This is a genomic window from Neisseria sp. CCUG12390 (genome assembly GCF_047837985.1).
Classification (GTDB): Bacteria; Pseudomonadota; Gammaproteobacteria; order Burkholderiales; family Neisseriaceae; genus Neisseria.
Window position 1 is genome coordinate 2009883 of the sequence record NZ_CP181244.1, and the last position, 21994, is coordinate 2031876.

The window sequence follows — 21994 nt, forward strand, 5'->3', positions numbered from 1 at the left end:
GTACAGCCGATAGCGGACACCGCTTTTCAGGTTCAACCCGAGTTTTACAGTCGTTTGAAATAAAAATAAGACAAGGCGGCAACGACCACCACGTACACCGAGTACATAAGGGAGCCGACAACGCTGTATGATTTTTATTTCAAACGACTATCATGAAAAGGCCAGGCTTTCGGGCAGCACATAACAAAGAAATATTCCAAAGATGAATTTTGCAAAAGCCTCTGCCTTTTGCCGCCCCCCTAACCTGCTACCTGAATGTTCCGGATAAAAAAAGCCCTGCTTTTCAGCAGGGCTTTCTTGCAGGCTGGCCAATTAGCCGATGGTTTCAATATGGTTTTGCAACACGGACTCAAGCGTCTCGCCGGCAGACAAACCTTGGAAGGTAATGCTGTTTTGGTAAGTTTGGCCGTCTTCCGCCACACCGGTAAAGCTTAAGGTATGGCTTTCGTCGTCCCAAACAGCGTTTTCCAACTGTTGCGGGCTGACCAAATCGGCGAATACGACTTTATCGACACCGGCTTCAAAATCAGTAATGACATCATGGCCGCTGTTACTGTTGGCCAAGAATACAAACTGATCTGCGCCATCGCCACCGGTCAAGGTATCGTTGCCGGCACCGCCGAACAGGATGTCGTCACCCGAACCGCCGATCAAGGTATCGTTACCGCCATCGACACGGTTGTCCAACAGTTCGGTCCAGTTCTCGCGAACATAATCACCAATTTGCTGTTCAGTTGCATCGTTACCGCCGTTTTCCGTCCACTTGATGTATTCGGTCAACGCGCGGGCACCCATACCGTCGTGCGAACCTTCGGTATGCTGGATGCCGGTAATGCCGTTGGTCCAGCTCAGGTGATCGGTGTTGATGCTGTCGCCGAAGATGATGTCGTCACCCTCTCCGCCGTTCAAGGTATCCGAAGATACTTGGTTCACCACACGTTCGGTCGTACCGCTTTCCAGCGCCGCATCCAACTCTTCAGGCGTAGAGACTACTTGCGACTCACCCGAAGCACCTTGGTAAACCACGCGTCCCGGATAAGTGCTGAAGCTGAAGCTTTGGTCACTGATTCGGCTTCCCTCTGCAACGGTGTTATCGAAGAAGTTCAGCATATTGGCTTGAATGCCTTTCGAGAATCCGACTGCGTGGACATCCGATACGGCCGACAAACCTTTGAAGCTGTTCAACGATGCAGTTACCGAAGTTTGGTTGACATAGCCGCGGTAGGCATTACCGGCTCCGGTATCGCCATGCGTAGTCGGTTGCCCGTCGGTCAGGAAGTAGGTCACGTTTTCATAACCGTTACCCGAAACGCCTTTAAACCAAGAAGTGGCATCGCGGAAGACATCATCGTAGTTGGTCAGACCTTGGGCTTTCATGGCGTAAATAGCCTTAACCAAATTATCGACATTGGCCTCTGTCAAATCCGGAATAGTCACAACCTGTTTCGAGGTCGTGCCGAACGCAAAGAAGGTTACGTTCAATTTACCGTCATGATCCGCAAAGTCCTGAGCCAGCTTCAGCAGAGATTTACGTGCAATCTCAATATATGCTTCACCCTTATCGGTTCTGTATTGGGTCATACTGTTGGAAATATCCAAAATGACAGCAACATTGTAGTCTTGTCCCGGTTTGATGATGACTTCGTAACCGCCGGCATCGCCAATCAGAACATCGTTACCGCTACCGCCGTTAATGGTACCGCCGTCATTCTTACCGATAATGGCTTTATCGGAATCTTTGCCGTTGATATCAATGGTCAGCGTGGCAGTCGATTGGTCTCCGTCCGCATCGGTCACGGTATAGGTAAAGGTATCCTGTAACGATTCACCGCTGTTCAAAGCTTTCACAGACGGATTATCCGTATTCAGTTCGTAGGTGTATTCACCATTTGCACCCAACTTCAACGAGCCATATCGTCCGACAGTATGCTCTGCTGCGACGGAAACCGGTGTATCCGCCCCCAAGCTGTCGTTATCCAGTACATTACCGCTCACAGACTTGTCTGACTCGGCAATACTGTTCACGTCATCCACAGCCTTCGGCGCAGTATCGGTAATTTGAATATCCAAACTGTCCATCACAGTATTGCCGGCTGCATCACGTACAACCACCAAGAAGCTGTCTTTAACAGAATCATCACCTGCACTATGATCCTCGGCTTTACCGTTTTCGGTATAGCGGTAAGATACTTCGCCTTTAACCGCATCATAACCGGTGATAGCCAAAGTACCCAGTTTCGTCGCAATCACAACCGGATTGCTTGCCGTCGTACCGGTTACATCCTTACCTGCTACAGTAATGCTCGCAACAGAATGGTCGGTTACCTTGATAATACCGTTGACAACCGCAGCAGAAGCTTCTTCGACCGCATTATCTTCAACCGAAACGGTCGGTGCAGTGGTGTCGATCACATTGCCTTTGCCGCCGTTGTCGTCGCGGGCCGAGGCTTCGTTACCGGCTTTGTCGCGGACTTTGGCTTCTACGGTGTAGCTGCCCTCCGGCAGTGCGGCCGGTACTTCGGCTTCAAACGTGCCGTCACCTTTGACGGTGGCGGTTACCACTTGGGTGCCGCCGTTCGCATCGGTTACGGTTACGGTCACTGTCTGACCTGCTTCTACGTCGGTTACGGTACCGGTAATCAGCGGGGTGTTGTCGTTGCCCAAATCCGGTGCGTCTACGGTAATCGCCGCTGCGGTGTCCACCGAACCGGTGTCTTCCGCCGTCGCTTTGTTGCCGGTTTCGTCCGCCACTTCGGCCACTGCTTTGTATTCGCCGTCCGCCAGCTCTTTCGGCAATTCGGCTTCGAATGTGCCGTCCGCCTTAACGGTGGCGCTCACTACCTGGGTCGTACCTTGGCTGTCGGTGACGGTCAGTGTGACGACGCTGCCTTCGGCCGCATCGGTCGTACCGGTAATCACCGGGGTGTTGTCCGATGTGTTGTCCGGTGCGGATACGCTGATCGCCGGTGCAGCCGTATCGATGGTGCCGCTGCCGCTGCCTTTGCCGGTGTTGCCGGCAGGATCTTCGACTTCGGCTGTCACTTTAACCGGACCTTCCGGCAGTTCGTTCGGCACTTCGGCTTCAAACGTGCCGTCGCCTTTAACGGTGGCGGTCACGACTTGGGTGCCGCCGTTCGCATCGGTGACGGTTACGGTCACAACGGTACCTGCCGGCTCGTCGGTCTTACCGGTAATGGTCGGTGTGGTGTCGTTGGTGGTCGCCGGTACGTCGACGCTGACGGTCGGCGCAGTGGTGTCGATTCGGCCTTCGTCGGTCGCTTTGCCGGTGTTGCCGGCAGGATCTTCGACTTCGGCTGTCACTTTAACCGGACCTTCCGGCAGTTCGTTCGGTACTTCCGCTTCAAACGTACCGTCGCCTTTGACGGTGGCGGTCACGACTTGGGTACCGCCGTTCGCATCGGTGACGGTTACGGTCACAACGGTACCTGCCGGCTCGTCGGTCTTGCCGGTAATGGTCGGTGTAGTGTCGTTGGTGGTCGCCGGTACGTCGACGCTGACGGTCGGCGCAGTGGTGTCGATCACATTGCCTTTGCCGCCGTTGTCGTCGCGGGCCGAGGCTTCGTTGCCGGCTTTGTCGCGGACTTTGGCTTCTACGGTGTAACTGCCCTCCGGCAGTGCGGCCGGTACTTCGGCTTCAAACGTGCCGTCGCCTTTGACGGTGGCGGTCACCACTTGGGTTGCTCCGTTCGCATCGGTTACGGTAACGGTCACTGTCTGACCTGCTTCTACGTCGGTTACGGTACCGGTAATCAGCGGGGTGTTGTCGTTGCCCAAATCCGGTGCGTCTACGGTAATCGCCGCTGCGGTGTCCACCGAACCGGTGTCTTCCGCCGTCGCTTTGTTGCCGGTTTCGTCCGCTACTTCGGCCACTGCTTTGTATTCGCCGTCCGCCAGCTCTTTCGGCAATTCGGCTTCGAATGTGCCGTCCGCCTTAACGGTGGCGCTCACTACCTGGGTCGTACCTTGGCTGTCGGTGACGGTCAGTGTGACGACGCTGCCTTCGGCCGCATCGGTCGTACCGGTAATCACCGGGGTGTTGTCCGATGTGTTGTCCGGTGCGGATACGCTGATCGCCGGTGCTGCCGTATCGATGGTGCCGCTGCCGCTGCCTTTGCCGGTGTTGCCGGCAGGATCTTCGACTTCGGCTGTCACTTTAACCGGACCTTCCGGCAGTTCGTTCGGTACTTCGGCTTCAAACGTGCCGTCGCCTTTAACGGTGGCGGTCACGACTTGGGTGCCGCCGTTCGCATCGGTGATGGTAACGGTCACAACGGTACCTGCCGGCTCGTCGGTCTTGCCGGTAATGGTCGGTGTGGTGTCGTTGGTGGTCGCCGGTACGTCGACACTGATGCTCGGCGCAGTGGTGTCGATTCGGCCTTCGTCGGTCGCTTTGCCGGTGTTGCCGGCAGGATCTTCGACTTCGGCCGTCACTTTAACCGGACCTTCCGGCAGTTCGTTCGGTACTTCGGCTTCAAACGTGCCGTCGCCTTTGACGGTGGCGGTCACCACTTGGGTTGCTCCGTTCGCATCGGTTACGGTAACGGTCACAACGGTACCTGCCGGCTCGTCGGTCTTGCCGGTAATGGTCGGTGTGGTGTCGTTGGTGGCAGCCGGTACGTCGACGCTGATGGTCGGTGCAGTGGTGTCGATCACATTGCCTTTGCCGCCGTTGTCGTCGCGGGCCGAGGCTTCGTTACCGGCTTTGTCGCGGACTTTGGCTTCTACGGTGTAGCTGCCCTCCGGCAATGCGGCCGGTACTTCGGCTTCAAACGTGCCGTCGCCTTTGACGGTGGCGGTCACCACTTGGGTTGCTCCGTTCGCATCGGTTACGGTAACGGTCACTGTCTGACCTGCTTCTACGTCGGTTACGGTACCGGTAATCAGCGGGGTGTTGTCGTTGCCCAAATCCGGTGCGTCTACGGTAATCGCCGCTGCGGTGTCCACCGAACCGGTGTCTTCCGCCGTCGCTTTGTTGCCGGTTTCGTCCGCTACTTCGGCCACTGCTCTGTATTCGCCGTCCGCCAGCTCTTTCGGCAATTCGGCTTCGAATGTGCCGTCCGCCTTAACGGTGGCGCTCACTACCTGGGTCGTACCTTGGCTGTCGGTGACGGTCAGTGTGACGACGCTGCCTTCGGCCGCATCGGTCGTACCGGTAATCACCGGGGTGTTGTCCGATGTGTTGTCCGGTGCGGATACGCTGATCGCCGGTGCTGCCGTATCGATGGTGCCGCTGCCGCTGCCTTTGCCGGTGTTGCCGGCAGGATCTTCGACTTCGGCTGTCACTTTAACCGGACCTTCCGGCAGTTCGTTCGGTACTTCGGCTTCAAACGTGCCGTCGCCTTTAACGGTGGCGGTCACGACTTGGGTGCCGCCGTTCGCATCGGTGATGGTAACGGTCACAACGGTACCTGCCGGCTCGTCGGTCTTGCCGGTAATGGTCGGTGTGGTGTCGTTGGTGGTCGCCGGTACGTCGACACTGATGCTCGGCGCAGTGGTGTCGATTCGGCCTTCGTCGGTCGCTTTGCCGCTGTTGCCGGCAGGATCTTCGACTTCGGCTGTCACTTTAACCGGACCTTCCGGCAGTTCGTTCGGTACTTCGGCTTCAAACGTGCCGTCGCCTTTAACGGTGGCGGTCACGACTTGGGTGCCGCCGTTCGCATCGGTGATGGTAACGGTCACAACGGTACCTGCCGGCTCGTCGGTCTTGCCGGTAATGGTCGGTGTGGTGTCGTTGGTGGTCGCCGGTACGTCGACACTGATGCTCGGCGCAGTGGTGTCGATTCGGCCTTCGTCGGTCGCTTTGCCGCTGTTGCCGGCAGGATCTTCGACTTCGGCTGTCACTTTAACCGGACCTTCCGGCAGTTCGTTCGGTACTTCGGCTTCAAACGTGCCGTCGCCTTTGACGGTGGCGGTCACCACTTGGGTTGCTCCGTTCGCATCGGTTACGGTAACGGTCACAACGGTACCTGCCGGCTCGTCGGTCTTGCCGGTAATGGTCGGTGTGGTGTCGTTGGTGGTCGCCGGTACGTCGACGCTGATGGTCGGTGCAGTGGTGTCGATCACATTGCCTTTGCCGCCGTTGTCGTCGCGGGCCGAGGCTTCGTTACCGGCTTTGTCGCGGACTTTGGCTTCTACGGTGTAGCTGCCCTCCGGCAATGCGGCCGGTACTTCGGCTTCAAACGTGCCGTCGCCTTTGACGGTGGCGGTCACCACTTGGGTTGCTCCGTTCGCATCGGTTACGGTAACGGTCACTGTCTGACCTGCTTCTACGTCGGTTACGGTACCGGTAATCAGCGGGGTGTTGTCGTTGCCCAAATCCGGTGCGTCTACGGTAATCGCCGCTGCGGTGTCCACCGAACCGGTGTCTTCCGCCGTCGCTTTGTTGCCGGTTTCGTCCGCTACTTCGGCCACTGCTTTGTATTCGCCGTCCGCCAGCTCTTTCGGCAATTCGGCTTCGAATGTGCCGTCCGCCTTAACGGTGGCGCTCACTACCTGGGTCGTACCTTGGCTGTCGGTGACGGTCAGTGTGACGACGCTGCCTTCGGCCGCATCGGTCGTACCGGTAATCACCGGGGTGTTGTCCGATGTGTTGTCCGGTGCGGATACGCTGATCGCCGGTGCTGCCGTATCGATGGTGCCGCTGCCGCTGCCTTTGCCGGTGTTGCCGGCAGGATCTTCGACTTCGGCTGTCACTTTAACCGGACCTTCCGGCAGTTCGTTCGGTACTTCGGCTTCAAACGTGCCGTCGCCTTTAACGGTGGCGGTCACGACTTGGGTGCCGCCGTTCGCATCGGTGATGGTAACGGTCACAACGGTACCTGCCGGCTCGTCGGTCTTGCCGGTAATGGTCGGTGTGGTGTCGTTGGTGGTCGCCGGTACGTCGACACTGATGCTCGGCGCAGTGGTGTCGATTCGGCCTTCGTCGGTCGCTTTGCCGCTGTTGCCGGCAGGATCTTCGACTTCGGCTGTCACTTTAACCGGACCTTCCGGCAGTTCGTTCGGTACTTCGGCTTCAAACGTGCCGTCGCCTTTAACGGTGGCGGTCACGACTTGGGTGCCGCCGTTCGCATCGGTGATGGTAACGGTCACAACGGTACCTGCCGGCTCGTCGGTCTTGCCGGTAATGGTCGGTGTGGTGTCGTTGGTGGTCGCCGGTACGTCGACACTGATGCTCGGCGCAGTGGTGTCGATTCGGCCTTCGTCGGTCGCTTTGCCGCTGTTGCCGGCAGGATCTTCGACTTCGGCTGTCACTTTAACCGGACCTTCCGGCAGTTCGTTCGGTACTTCGGCTTCAAACGTGCCGTCGCCTTTGACGGTGGCGGTCACGACTTGGGTACCGCCGTTCGCATCGGTGACGGTTACGGTCACAACGGTACCTGCCGGCTCGTCGGTCTTGCCGGTAATGGTCGGTGTAGTGTCGTTGGTGGTCGCCGGTACGTCGACGCTGACGGTCGGCGCAGTGGTGTCGATCACATTGCCTTTGCTGCCGTTGTCGTCGCGGGCCGAGGCTTCGTTGCCGGCTTTGTCGCGGACTTTGGCTTCTACGGTGTAACTGCCCTCCGGCAGTGCGGCCGGTACTTCGGCTTCAAACGTGCCGTCGCCTTTGACGGTGGCGGTCACCACTTGGGTTGCTCCGTTCGCATCGGTTACGGTAACGGTCACTGTCTGACCTGCTTCTACGTCGGTTACGGTACCGGTAATCAGCGGGGTGTTGTCGTTGCCCAAATCCGGTGCGTCTACGGTAATCGCCGCTGCGGTGTCCACCGAACCGGTGTCTTCCGCCGTCGCTTTGTTGCCGGTTTCGTCCGCTACTTCGGCCACTGCTTTGTATTCGCCGTCCGCCAGCTCTTTCGGCAATTCGGCTTCGAATGTGCCGTCCGCCTTAACGGTGGCGCTCACTACCTGGGTCGTACCTTGGCTGTCGGTGACGGTCAGTGTGACGACGCTGCCTTCGGCCGCATCGGTCGTACCGGTAATCACCGGGGTGTTGTCCGATGTGTTGTCCGGTGCGGATACGCTGATCGCCGGTGCTGCCGTATCGATGGTGCCGCTGCCGCTGCCTTTGCCGGTGTTGCCGGCAGGATCTTCGACTTCGGCTGTCACTTTAACCGGACCTTCCGGCAGTTCGTTCGGTACTTCGGCTTCAAACGTGCCGTCGCCTTTAACGGTGGCGGTCACGACTTGGGTGCCGCCGTTCGCATCGGTGATGGTAACGGTCACAACGGTACCTGCCGGCTCGTCGGTCTTGCCGGTAATGGTCGGTGTGGTGTCGTTGGTGGTCGCCGGTACGTCGACACTGATGCTCGGCGCAGTGGTGTCGATTCGGCCTTCGTCGGTCGCTTTGCCGGTGTTGCCGGCAGGATCTTCGACTTCGGCCGTCACTTTAACCGGACCTTCCGGCAGTTCGTTCGGTACTTCGGCTTCAAACGTGCCGTCGCCTTTGACGGTGGCGGTCACCACTTGGGTTGCTCCGTTCGCATCGGTTACGGTAACGGTCACAACGGTACCTGCCGGCTCGTCGGTCTTGCCGGTAATGGTCGGTGTGGTGTCGTTGGTGGCAGCCGGTACGTCGACGCTGATGGTCGGTGCAGTGGTGTCGATCACATTGCCTTTGCCGCCGTTGTCGTCGCGGGCCGAGGCTTCGTTACCGGCTTTGTCGCGGACTTTGGCTTCTACGGTGTAGCTGCCCTCCGGCAATGCGGCCGGTACTTCGGCTTCAAACGTGCCGTCGCCTTTGACGGTGGCGGTCACCACTTGGGTTGCTCCGTTCGCATCGGTTACGGTAACGGTCACTGTCTGACCTGCTTCTACGTCGGTTACGGTACCGGTAATCAGCGGGGTGTTGTCGTTGCCCAAATCCGGTGCGTCTACGGTAATCGCCGCTGCGGTGTCCACCGAACCGGTGTCTTCCGCCGTCGCTTTGTTGCCGGTTTCGTCCGCTACTTCGGCCACTGCTCTGTATTCGCCGTCCGCCAGCTCTTTCGGCAATTCGGCTTCGAATGTGCCGTCCGCCTTAACGGTGGCGCTCACTACCTGGGTCGTACCTTGGCTGTCGGTGACGGTCAGTGTGACGACGCTGCCTTCGGCCGCATCGGTCGTACCGGTAATCACCGGGGTGTTGTCCGATGTGTTGTCCGGTGCGGATACGCTGATCGCCGGTGCTGCCGTATCGATGGTGCCGCTGCCGCTGCCTTTGCCGGTGTTGCCGGCAGGATCTTCGACTTCGGCTGTCACTTTAACCGGACCTTCCGGCAGTTCGTTCGGTACTTCGGCTTCAAACGTGCCGTCGCCTTTAACGGTGGCGGTCACGACTTGGGTGCCGCCGTTCGCATCGGTGATGGTAACGGTCACAACGGTACCTGCCGGCTCGTCGGTCTTGCCGGTAATGGTCGGTGTGGTGTCGTTGGTGGTCGCCGGTACGTCGACACTGATGCTCGGCGCAGTGGTGTCGATTCGGCCTTCGTCGGTCGCTTTGCCGCTGTTGCCGGCAGGATCTTCGACTTCGGCTGTCACTTTAACCGGACCTTCCGGCAGTTCGTTCGGTACTTCGGCTTCAAACGTGCCGTCGCCTTTAACGGTGGCGGTCACGACTTGGGTGCCGCCGTTCGCATCGGTGATGGTAACGGTCACAACGGTACCTGCCGGCTCGTCGGTCTTGCCGGTAATGGTCGGTGTGGTGTCGTTGGTGGCAGCCGGTACGTCGACGCTGATGGTCGGTGCAGTGGTGTCGATCACATTGCCTTTGCTGCCGTTGTCGTCGCGGGCCGAGGCTTCGTTACCGGCTTTGTCGCGGACTTTGGCTTCTACGGTGTAGCTGCCCTCCGGCAATGCGGCCGGTACTTCGGCTTCAAACGTGCCGTCGCCTTTGACGGTGGCGGTCACCACTTGGGTTGCTCCGTTCGCATCGGTTACGGTAACGGTCACTGTCTGACCTGCTTCTACGTCGGTTACGGTACCGGTAATCAGCGGGGTGTTGTCGTTGCCCAAATCCGGTGCGTCTACGGTAATCGCCGCTGCGGTGTCCACCGAACCGGTGTCTTCCGCCGTCGCTTTGTTGCCGGTTTCGTCCGCTACTTCGGCCACTGCTCTGTATTCGCCGTCCGCCAGCTCTTTCGGCAATTCGGCTTCGAATGTGCCGTCCGCCTTAACGGTGGCGCTCACTACCTGGGTCGTACCTTGGCTGTCGGTGACGGTCAGTGTGACGACGCTGCCTTCGGCCGCATCGGTCGTACCGGTAATCACCGGGGTGTTGTCCGATGTGTTGTCCGGTGCGGATACGCTGATCGCCGGTGCTGCCGTATCGATGGTGCCGCTGCCGCTGCCTTTGCCGGTGTTGCCGGCAGGATCTTCGACTTCGGCTGTCACTTTAACCGGACCTTCCGGCAGTTCGTTCGGTACTTCGGCTTCAAACGTGCCGTCGCCTTTAACGGTGGCGGTCACGACTTGGGTGCCGCCGTTCGCATCGGTGATGGTAACGGTCACAACGGTACCTGCCGGCTCGTCGGTCTTGCCGGTAATGGTCGGTGTGGTGTCGTTGGTGGTCGCCGGTACGTCGACGCTGACGGTCGGCGCAGTGGTGTCGATTCGGCCTTCGTCGGTCGCTTTGCCGGTGTTGCCGGCAGGATCTTCGACTTCGGCCGTCACTTTAACCGGACCTTCCGGCAGTTCGTTCGGTACTTCGGCTTCAAACGTGCCGTCGCCTTTAACGGTGGCGGTCACGACTTGGGTGCCGCCGTTCGCATCGGTGATGGTAACGGTCACAACGGTACCTGCCGGCTCGTCGGTCTTGCCGGTAATGGTCGGTGTGGTGTCGTTGGTGGTCGCCGGTACGTCGACACTGATGCTCGGCGCAGTGGTGTCGATTCGGCCTTCGTCGGTCGCTTTGCCGCTGTTGCCGGCAGGATCTTCGACTTCGGCTGTCACTTTAACCGGACCTTCCGGCAGTTCGTTCGGTACTTCGGCTTCAAACGTGCCGTCGCCTTTGACGGTGGCGGTCACGACTTGGGTACCGCCGTTCGCATCGGTGACGGTTACGGTCACAACGGTACCTGCCGGCTCGTCGGTCTTGCCGGTAATGGTCGGTGTAGTGTCGTTGGTGGTCGCCGGTACGTCGACGCTGACGGTCGGCGCAGTGGTGTCGATCACATTGCCTTTGCCGCCGTTGTCGTCGCGGGCCGAGGCTTCGTTGCCGGCTTTGTCGCGGACTTTGGCTTCTACGGTGTAACTGCCCTCCGGCAGTGCGGCCGGTACTTCGGCTTCAAACGTGCCGTCGCCTTTGACGGTGGCACTCACCACTTGGGTTGTTCCGTTCGCATCGGTTACGGTTACGGTCACTGTCTGACCTGCTTCTACGTCGGTTACGGTACCGGTAATCAGCGGGGTGTTGTCGTTGCCCAAATCCGGTGCGTCTACGGTAATCGCCGCTGCGGTGTCTATAATGCCTTTATCTTGAGCCGAATTACTTGGATTACCCGCTTTATCAGTAACATCTGCAGTAGCAGTATATTCACCATCAGCCAATTCTTTTGGTACATTTACTTCATAGGTACCATCTTGTTTGACCGTGGTTGTTAATGTTTGTACCGCCCCTTTACTATCAATGACAACCAAGGTTACCACTTGACCTTCTTCTGCATCCGTTGAGCCCTTAATGCTTGGCGTAGTATCACGATAAACATCATCCGGTGCATCTACAGTAATTACCGGTGCAGCAGTATCAATAACATTACCATTATCACGTGCAGTAGCAATATTACCGACCTTATCAGCAACGGTTGCCTCAACAGAATATGTACCATCAGGCAATTCAGATGGCACTTCTGCTTCATAACTACCATCTGCTTTAACTGTAGCGGTCACTACTTGAGTTACGCCATTATCGTCTGTAACCACCAATGTCACTATTTGATTTTCTTCTACATCCGACGTAGTACCGGTAATCAAAGGCGTATTGTCATTAGTCAGATCAGGAGCATTGACTGTAATTACTGCAGTCGTGTCAATCTCACCTTGATCAGCTGCCGTTGCAGTTTTTCCTGTGATATTGGATACAGTTGCTTCGACAGTATATTTACCGTCGGGCAAATCATTCGGCACTTGTACCGCATATAAACCTTCCTCATTAACTGGAACAGTAATGGTATGGGTTGTGCCTTCTGCATCTGTAACCGTCAAAGTAACAACTTGTCCGATCGCATCAGAGGTACCGGTAATGACCGGCTTGGTGTCATTACTCACTTCATCGGGTGCATCTACAGTCAGCAACACCACAGAATCAATCACACTTGAATCAGTTGCTTGAGCTACATTACCCGCTTTATCCGACACTACGGCATCCACACGATAAGGCCCATCCGGCAGATCGTTAGGCACATCAACCGAATAAGTACCATCTTCCTTAACAGCAACAGTCACCACTTGAGTTTCATTATTGGCATCAGTAATGGTCAAAGTTACCACCTGCCCCGGCTCAACATCATCAACAGTACCGGTAATGGTCGGTTTAGCACTAGAAGAATCATCCGGAGCATCGACGGTAATCACCGCCTTGTTATCTTTATCATCATTTTTAGCCAATGCCGCTGCAGCCGCCCCTACCGGCAACAGACCTAACAGCCACAAAGGATTAGGTGCCCACAAACTATTGACAATTGCACCACCCAATGCCTGTCCTGCCTGCACCTCTTCAGCAAGCATAGTTACCGCATCGGTAGGCTCCGCACTTTCCGGAACATACGGATACATACCACCGTTTTCATGCTGACCAACCAGCAAACTGCTTTTAGATGCGTCAGTCTGACCTGAATAGTAACCTTCAATAATCAAATCAGGATTACTGATATCAGAACCCTCAAAAGCCACTTCCAAATTATCGCCGACACGTTTGGTCATAATGTTTTCAGGACCAAACTGAGTAGCCTCATCAATAAACTGATAGTTCACCTGAGATTGAGCAGGAATACGCAATACCTCACCTGAGGCCGTCTGAAATTTGACGGTTTCGATGGTTTCTTTTGCATTATTGATTTTTAACGTAATGTTTTTAGACATTTTGATTACCTTTTATCGTTAATTATTTTTCACCGTGTACAATGATTTCTACACGACGGTTAGGTTGGTCACATTCCTTGCGCGCCTTGGCATCTTTAGGGAAACGGACGCGACAGTCATTAATCAGCAGCTCTTGTTCGCCACGACCTTGGGCAGAAATGACGTTTGAGTCCAAACCGCTTTCGCCCAATGCCCGTTTAACCGTCTCGGCACGCTGCATTGAAAGATTTTGGTTATAAGCCGGCTTACCCTCCGGATCTGTATGGCCGATAACTTCAATACCACTCACTGTAGCTTGGTTTTGGCGGATGTCTGCCGACACGGCGGCAATTTCCTGCTTGCCTTTCGGCAGCATGTCTTTATAGTCGGAACGGTCGAATTTAAACAAAGCAGAAGCTTGCAGATTATATTTTTTCAATACTTGCGCACATTTGGCCGGACTGACGACACGGGATAAGGTATGGTTTTGACGTTTCACACCTTTCATTTCGGCCTCAGCCTGCTCAGGGGTTACGCTTTGCAAAACCGGCTGGCCGTTACCGTTATCGACGACCTTGAAGAAAGAAACGGTAGATTCCGGCAGATTGTAGTAATCGCCCGAATTGGATTTTTTGTAGTAGGCTGCATCTTGACGGGTAAAATCAGCGAGGAATCTTTGGTTTTGGGCACACACCAATTCCTGGCGGTACGCATTGGGCTGCAAAGAACCCGAATATTCGCCATTGACATAAATATTGACTGTAGAGCCTTGCAATGCATCGGCCGGACGGTAAAATACCACGGAAGAACGGCCTTCCGGCACATCGGTGCTATACACCGCTTCAGTCTTGTCCAACCATGTTTCCTTATGCTGATGTGCACAACCAACCAACATGGTTACCGGCAACACCCCCCATAACAAGCTGCGAAACTTCAACATTTTTAAGCTCCTATTTATTTGATTATAATCGTTTAATTTTTCAAAACCGCGTATCAATCTCTCTAATGCCAGACAGATAGGATGCATATTATCCAGCCTGACACTAATTCATACGCCATATGATATACGCTTTAAAGGAAGAATATTACTATTGAATATTAGCGGTAATTTAATCAGATGATAGGTAGTTTGGCGAAATACTGCTTTATCACTCCCACAGCATTAGTCAATTATGCAATCAGCAAGTAAATCACTGTATTAATTACATATTCGGGTATCTAAATTATTTTCACGGAATAAGGTTTTACCGTTTATCCTTGCTTTGCAACATTTAAACAACATTATTACAAATCAATATAAAATTCAGCAAACCATCTTTTTTAAGCTATTTAATTTCTCTCAACCTGCGAAAATTCGGTTGATTTCCGTTAAAATACTGCCTTTTCCGTTAACCTGCCCTCCTTGAAATTATGCGTCTCACCCACATCAAACTTGCCGGTTTCAAATCCTTTACCGACCCCACCACCATTCATGTTCCCGGGCAACTTGTCGCCGTTATCGGGCCGAACGGCTGCGGCAAATCGAATGTGATTGACGCGGTGCGCTGGGTGTTGGGCGAGGCTTCGGCCAAGCAGTTGCGTGGCGAGAGTATGCAGGACGTGATTTTCAACGGGGCGGCCACGCGGCGGCCTGCGCCTCGCGCGTCGGTGGAACTGGTGTTCGACAACAACGACCACAGCTTGCAGGGGGCATGGGGGCAGTATGCGGAAGTGAGCATCAAGCGGCAGCTGACGCGGCAGGGGGAATCGACTTATTTCATCAACAATCAAGTTGTGCGCCGTCGCGACATTACCGATTTGTTTTTGGGAACGGGCGTGGGTGCGCGCGGCTATGCCGTGATTGAACAAGGCATGATTTCGCGCATCATCGAAGCGCGGCCGGAAGAATTGCGTGCTTATATAGAAGAAGCGGCGGGCGTATCCAAATATAAAGAACGCCGCAAAGAAACAGAAGGCCGTCTGAAAGACACGCGCGAGCATTTGCAGCGGTTGGGCGATTTGCAGAGCGAACTGGCGCGGCAGGTAGAAAAGCTGGAAAAGCAGGCCGAAACCGCCGAGCGTTACCAAAACCTGACCAAACAGTTGAACCGCCAACAGGATTTGCTCGACTTCGTGCAATGGCGCACATCGCTGGACGCGGCGGACAAAGCCACCGCGCAACATGAAAACTTCCGCCGCCAGCAGGACGAAACCGCCGCGCAAATCCAGACCTTGAACGAAGAAATCCGCGCCCTGCAAGCCGAAGAGCAGGCGCAGCAGGTACAGGTGCACGACATCAGCAACCGGCGCGGCGTGTTGCGTGAACAGATTGCCCGTTTGGAAGAACAAATCCGCCACCAGCAAACCCTGAACCAGCGCATCGAGCGCGACAAAACCGCCGCCCAAGCGCAACTTTCCCGCATCCACCAAGAGCAGCAGTCCATCCGCGCCGAATTGGAAGCGGCCGACAGCCAAATCGAAGAAAAACAGATGGAACTGGCCGAACTCGCCATGCTGGTGGCCGAACAGGAAGAGCAGCTTCCCGAGCTGGAAGAAGCGCAAAACACCCTGAACAACGCCTTCCAAACCCAGCAGGACGAACTCGCCCGCATCAAGCGCGAACTCGCCCTGAAGCAGCAGCAGCTCGCCCACGCGCGGCAAACCCTGCAACAGCACGCCGCGCGTACAGGCCGTCTGAAAGAAGAAAGCCGCGCGCTGAATTTACCGCACGACGGCGAAACTGCTGCCGCCCAAGAACAGGCCGCCCTGTTGCAGGCGCAGCAGGAGCAATACGAAGAACAGCTTGCCGAAGCCGAAAACCAAACCGAGCAGCTGCGCCAAGCCTTTCAGACGGCCTCTGCCGACAAACAGTCCCTGCAACAGCAGCACATCACGCTCGAAGCGCGGCAGCAGGCTTTGGCGCAACTGATTGCCCAAAGCGAAACGCAAACTGCCGACTTCTGGCAGCACACCGAAGCCGCCGCCACACCGCAGCTCTGGCAGCACATCACTGCGCCCGAACAATGGCAGCACGCGCTGTCCGCCGTATTGGCCGAACGCCTGCACGCCCGCGCCGTGCCTGCGTCGTTCCAAACGCCCTCGCCCCTGCCCGCAGGCAGCGCGGCGTGGATTTCAGACGGCCTCTCCGGCGGTCTCAAAAAAACCCTGCCCGCCACCGCCCTGCTCAACCAAATCCAAACCCAAGCCCCGTTTCAGACGGCCTTGCACCACTGGCTCGACGGCGTGCTGTGCGCCCCCGATTTAAACTACGCCCTCGCACACCAAAACGATTTGAACGGCAACCAAATCTGGCTCACGCCCGAAGGCCACCAAATCGACAAAGTCGGCGTGCTGCTCTACGCCGACGGCAACGCCGACAACCTGATGACGCACAAAAGCCGTTTGGACGACATCACCGCCGAACTGGCCGCGCTGTCGCCCCGACTTGCCGCCGCCGAAACCCGCAGCAAACAGGCGCAGGCCGCGCTCGAAGCCGCCGAAACCCACTATAAAAACCTGTTGCAGCAGCAAAAACAGCACAGCCGCCAATACGCTGAAGCCCAGCAGCGCGCCGCCGAACTGCTCGCCCGCACCAATCAGGGGCAGCTTCGCCGCGAACACATCGAACGCGAACTCGTCCAACTCGAAGAAGAAAGCCTCGTGCTCGAACAGTCTTCAGACGGCCTCGAAGACGACATCGCCGTTTTGCACGAGTCTGCCGCCGAACTCGAACACCAGCAGCAAACCGCCGCCGCAGGCCGGCAGGCTCAGCAAGGCCGTCTGAAACAGGCGCAGCTCGCCCTGCTCGAAGCCAACCGCCGCTACGGTTTGGCCGAAGTCGCCGTACACAAACTGCAACAGCAGAAACAGAACTGCCAAGAGCAAATCACCCGTCTCGAACAGCAAACCCTCGACTGGCAGGAACGCCAGCAGGAACTCGCCCTCGCCTACGAAACCGAGCTGCAAAACGACGAGCAGCATATCAAGTTGGAAGAACTCGGCGAAGCGGTGCAGACGCTCGACGACGAATACGCCCGCGTCCAAACCGCCCTTGCCGCCACGCAGGAACAAGGCCGCAGCCGCTACGAAAACCAGCAGACCCTGCAAGCCAAACTGCCGCAGCTTCAAGCCGCCACCCAAACCGCCCTGCTCCAACAGCAGGAAGCCCTGCTCAACGCCAAACGCTTCCACCAAAATCTCGAAGAACGCCAAGCCGATTTGGAAGCACTTGAAACCTTGGCCAAAGAAGCAGGCCGTCTGAACACATTAAACAACCAAATCGGCAGCCTCTCGCAGCAAATCGAAGCCCTCGGCCCCGTCAACCTCGCCGCCCTTCAAGAACTCGAAGAAGCCCGCGAGCGCGACGGCTACTACCGCGGCCAGAGCGAAGACGTGCAGGCCGCCATCGACCTGCTCGAAGAAGCCATCGCCCAAATCGACGGCAAAACCAAAGAACGCTTCAAAGCCACCTTCGACGCCGTCAACGAAAAAGTCCAAACCTTCTTCCCCACCCTGTTCGGCGGCGGCGAAGCCGTGCTGCACATGATCGGCGACGACCTGCTCACCGCCGGCGTGTCCATCATGGCGCGACCGCCCGGCAAGAAAAACTCCACCATCCACCTGCTCTCCGGCGGCGAAAAAGCCCTCACCGCCATGAGCCTCGTTTTCGCCCTGTTCAGCCTCAACCCCGCCCCCTTCTGCCTTTTGGACGAAGTGGACGCGCCGCTCGACGACGCCAACACCGGCCGCTTCTGCAATCTCGTCAAAGAAATGAGTGCGCAAACTCAGTTTCTCTACATCTCGCACAACCGCCTGACTATGGAAATGGCCGAACAGCTTATCGGCGTGACCATGCAGGAAAAAGGCGTGTCGCGGATTGTGGCCGTGGACATCCAGCAGGCGCTGAAAATGGCCGAACCGGCCTGATGTTTGGGGTGATGGCGGCGGATAGGGATTTGCCGAACAGTATTTGCTCGTAACAAAACATGAAAAAGGCCGTCTGAAAAACTGTTTTTCAAACGGCCTTTTAATCTCGCCCCCGCAGGGGGCATTTATGCCTATCAAATACCCTTTTAAAATCATCGATAACCTTAAGCCCCAAAAATTATGTGGACAACAAGTACCCGCCCTACCAATTCAGTTGTAGGTTGGGCTGGCAACCCAACAAAATCCTGTATTTTCAGATGATGTTGGGTCATGACCCAACCTACCTTTCTATCAAATACCTTTTTAAAATCATCGATAACCTTAAACCCAAAAAATTATGTGGGCAACGAGTGCCCACCCTACCAATTTCAGACGGCATGTTGTCCGTCAAAACAGCCTTCTCCCGTAGGGTGGGCATTCATGCCCACCAAACATCCCAAACTCAACTCGAACAACTCACCGCAATCCCTTCCGCCCATTCCGGCGCGGGTTCGGCAAAGTCGGCAAATTCTTTGCGCGCTTCAAACGGATTTTCCAGGCAGCGGCGCAGGCGTTCGATTTCGCGGCAGTCGCCGCGCTGCGCCAATTCGATGGCTTGCTGCGCCAGATAATTTCTCAATACATACAGCGGGTTCACTTGGTTCATGCGCACTGTGCGTTCGGCGTGTCTGTTGTTTTCCGCGCGCAAACGCTGGCGGTAGCGGCCTGCCCAGCGCACGAACAGTTGCGGACTGTTGCCGCCGAACAAAGCCGTCAGTTCGGACGGCAGCGGGTCGTCGTGCGCATTGGACACTTGGGCAAGCCGTCTGAAAAATAAAGTGAAATCGACTTTTTTGTCTTGCAGCGCGGCGAACATGTCGGCGACGAGTTCCGCGTCGTCTTTCTGTTCGGTCAGCAAACCGAGCTTCGGGCGCATTTTTTCGAGATAGGCCGTCTGAAAAGTTTCCGGCCATTGTTCTAAAAACGCATTTACCTCGTCTTCCGACACCAGCGTTTCAAAACAGTTTGCCAAGGCCGCCAAATTCCAATGCGCGATATACGGCTGGGCATGGTAGGCGTAGCGGCCTTCGTGGTCGGAATGGTTGCAGACGTGTCGGCGGTCGTAGGCTTCCATAAACCCGAACGGGCCGTAGTCGATGGTCAGGCCGAGTATCGACATGTTGTCGGTGTTCATCACGCCGTGGCAGAAGCCGACGCTCTGCCATGCGGCGACGGTTTCGGCGGTTCGCCTGCCGACTTCGTGCAGCAAGGCCAGATAAGGGTTTCCGGCTTGGCGGCACTCGGGGTAATAATGGTCGATGACGAAATCGGCCAGCGTTTTCAACTCTGCTTCGCGGCCGGTGTAGAAAAAATATTCAAAGTGGCCGAAGCGGATAAAGCTCGGCGCAATCCGGGTGACGACGGCGGCGGTTTCCACCGTTTCCCGGTACACTTCGTCGTTGCTGCCGGCCAAGGCCAGCGCACGCGTGGTCGGGATATTCAGGCCGTGCACCGCTTCGGAGCACAAATACTCGCGCACGCTCGAACGCAACACCGCCCTGCCGTCGGCAAAACGCGAATACGGCGTTTTGCCCGCGCCTTTGAGCTGCCATTCCCACGCATTGCCCGCACCGTCAAGCGTTTCGCCCAACAACAGCGCGCGCCCGTCACCCAAGCGCGGCGTGTATCCGCCGAACTGGTGGCCGCTGTACACGGTGGCAATCGGCTGGGGCGAATACTCCGCCGCGCTGCCGGAAAGATAAGCCAAATTCGAGGCCGTCTGAAAATGCTCAGACGGCATACCGAACTGTTCCAATAAGGTTTCGTTGACCGCAATCCAATAAGGATTGTTGAGCGGCTCGGGCTTGATCGTGCTGTAAAACGTATTCGGCAGCGCGGCAAAACGCGCAGGTTTCAAGGGAAGTGTGTGCATGATGGTTTCCTTATATAGTGGCTTCACGATAGCACATTTGCCCGCGCGTAGAAACACGAAAACGGCAGGCTGTCTGAAAAATAGAGAGACCGAATATTTCCGACATACGGTTTTTCCTGATAATATGCCCATCATTCTTTTTTCAGACGGCCTTTGACCATGACCACTTTATTTCGCCCCAACGAACTCAATCCCGACGACCCCGCCGAATTTCTCTACACCTTAAGCGCGGCCTATCTCGACCACACCGCCCGAATCGGCGACGAAGACATGGCCTGCCTCAACGACGAACAGCACACCTTAACCGCCTATTGTTATCTCGACAGCCAAGTGCAGGAAGGCGGCTTCGTGCAGCTCATCGCCGCCGGCTACGGCGAATATATTTTCATGAACCCCGTGGCCGACAGCCTGCGCCGCTGGCGGATTAAGCCGACCCCGAAAATTTTGGACAAAGCCAAAGCCCTGTATGAAAAATACGGTGCGGAAATCGAGCGGCTGGCCGAAGCTGAAACACCGCTGGACGACATCCGCACCAAGTTTGCCGATTTTGAAGAACTCGACGGCGAATATTACGATGTCGCCGACGAAGACATGGCCGCTGCGGTGGCTTATGTGCAGGCCAATTGGGAAAAATTTGCGGAAATCAAAGATTAAATTCATTTCTGCTCTGAGTTTTCGGTATCATAAAAGGCCGTCTGAAAAATATTTTTCAGACGGCCTTTCATCATTTTGACTGAATCAAATCAAATGGTTAAATACCTTGCGCCAACATCGCGTCAGCCACTTTCACGAAACCGGCGATGTTCGCGCCGTCAACATAGTTGATGCTGCCGTCTTCGCGTTTGCCGTATTTCACGCAGTTTTCGTGGATGTCTTTCATGATGTTGAACAGGTTTTTGTCCACTTCCTCGCGCGTCCAAGACAGACGGATCGCGTTTTGGCTCATTTCCAAACCCGAAGTCGCCACGCCGCCGGCATTCGATGCTTTGCCCGGTGCGTACAGGATTTTCGCGTCCAGGAACTGTTTCACCGCGCCCAAAGTCGACGGCATATTCGCACCCTCGGCCACTACTTTGCAGCCGTTGGCCAGCAGGGTTTTGGCCGCTTCTTCGTCCAATTCGTTTTGGGTCGCGCAAGGCAGAGCCACATCGGCGGCCACGCCCCACGGTTTTTGGTCGGCGAAGTATTGCAGGCCTTGCTCTTTGGCGTAAACCGACAAACGCTCACGGCGCACTTCTTTCAGTTCAATCAGCGCAGCCAGTTGCTCGGCGGTCATGCCGCTGTCGGCAAATTGTACGAAACCGTTGGAATCGGAAACGGTCAGCACTTTCGCGCCCAGCTGGATACATTTTTCAGCCGCATATTGCGCCACGTTGCCCGAACCGGAAATCAGAACGCGTTTGTCTTTCATGCTGTCGTTTTTGGTTTCCAGCATAAATTGCGCAAAATATACGCAGCCGTAGCCGGTGGCTTCCGGACGGATCAGGCTGCCGCCCCAAGTCAGGCCTTTACCGGTCAGCACGGAAACGAATTCGTTGCGGATTTTTTTGTACTGGCCATACAAGAAACCGATTTCGCGGCCGCCCACGCCGATGTCGCCGGCAGGAACGTCGGTATCCTGACCGATATGGCGGTACAGTTCGGTCATGAACGCTTGGCAGAAACGCATCACTTCGGCATCCGATTTGCCTTTAGGATCGAAGTCGGAACCGCCTTTGCCGCCGCCCATCGGCAGCGTGGTCAATGCGTTTTTGAACACTTGTTCGAATGCCAAAAATTTCAACACGCCCAAATCCACGGTCGGGTGGAAACGCAGACCGCCTTTGTAAGGGCCGATGGCGGAGTTCATCTGCACGCGGTAGCCACGGTTGACTTGGACTTGGCCTTTGTCGTCCACCCAAGACACGCGGAACATAATCACACGCTCAGGCTCAACGATGCGCTCCAGCAGACCTTGCTGGGTATATTTAGGATTAGCTTTCAGGAACGGTTTCAAACTTTCAAATACTTCTTCCACCGCCTGATGAAACGGCTCTTGGTTGGGATTGCGTTTTTTCAGGTTGTCAAACAAGGCATTTAAATCGGTCATGGTCTGTCTCCAAAAATCATAGGGTAACCGTCAATCAG

Annotated in this window: 6 protein-coding genes; 2 read left to right on the forward strand and 4 right to left on the reverse strand. The window is 56.1% G+C overall.

What is annotated here, in order from left to right; genetic code table 11:
• Positions 1-312 precede the first annotated feature (312 nt).
• Positions 313-13071: an Ig-like domain-containing protein gene (locus ACM67E_RS09315; protein ID WP_416191171.1), complete on the reverse strand. Its 12759-nt coding sequence runs from the start codon at positions 13069-13071 to the stop codon at positions 313-315.
• Positions 13072-13093: 22 nt separating this feature from the next.
• Positions 13094-13990 (reverse strand): OmpA family protein, encoded by an 897-nt coding sequence (locus tag ACM67E_RS09320; RefSeq protein ID WP_416191172.1) that lies wholly within the window; start codon positions 13988-13990, stop codon positions 13094-13096.
• 470 nt (positions 13991-14460) lie between these two features.
• Between ACM67E_RS09320 and smc the strand changes: the two genes are divergently transcribed.
• The gene (gene smc, locus ACM67E_RS09325; protein ID WP_416191173.1) at positions 14461-17955 is read left to right on the forward strand and encodes a chromosome segregation protein SMC; all 3495 of its coding nucleotides are present in this window, start codon (positions 14461-14463) and stop codon (positions 17953-17955) included.
• Positions 17956-18397: 442 nt separating this feature from the next.
• Here the strand turns inward: smc and ACM67E_RS09330 are convergent, their stop codons facing one another.
• Positions 18398-19867 (reverse strand): protein adenylyltransferase SelO, encoded by a 1470-nt coding sequence (locus ACM67E_RS09330; protein ID WP_416191174.1) that lies wholly within the window; start codon positions 19865-19867, stop codon positions 18398-18400.
• A 159-nt stretch (positions 19868-20026) separates the two neighbouring features.
• On the opposite strand from ACM67E_RS09330, the gene ACM67E_RS09335 reads away from it, so the two are divergent.
• Positions 20027-20521, forward strand: a complete 495-nt coding sequence (locus ACM67E_RS09335) for a DMP19 family protein (protein WP_416191175.1) — start codon at positions 20027-20029, stop codon at positions 20519-20521.
• 97 nt (positions 20522-20618) lie between these two features.
• On the opposite strand, the gene gdhA is transcribed toward ACM67E_RS09335, so the two are convergent.
• Positions 20619-21956 carry an NADP-specific glutamate dehydrogenase gene (gene gdhA, locus ACM67E_RS09340; protein WP_416191176.1) on the reverse strand — a complete coding sequence of 446 codons (1338 nt, stop codon included), beginning with the start codon at positions 21954-21956 and terminating at the stop codon, positions 20619-20621.
• Positions 21957-21994: the final 38 nt, after the last annotated feature.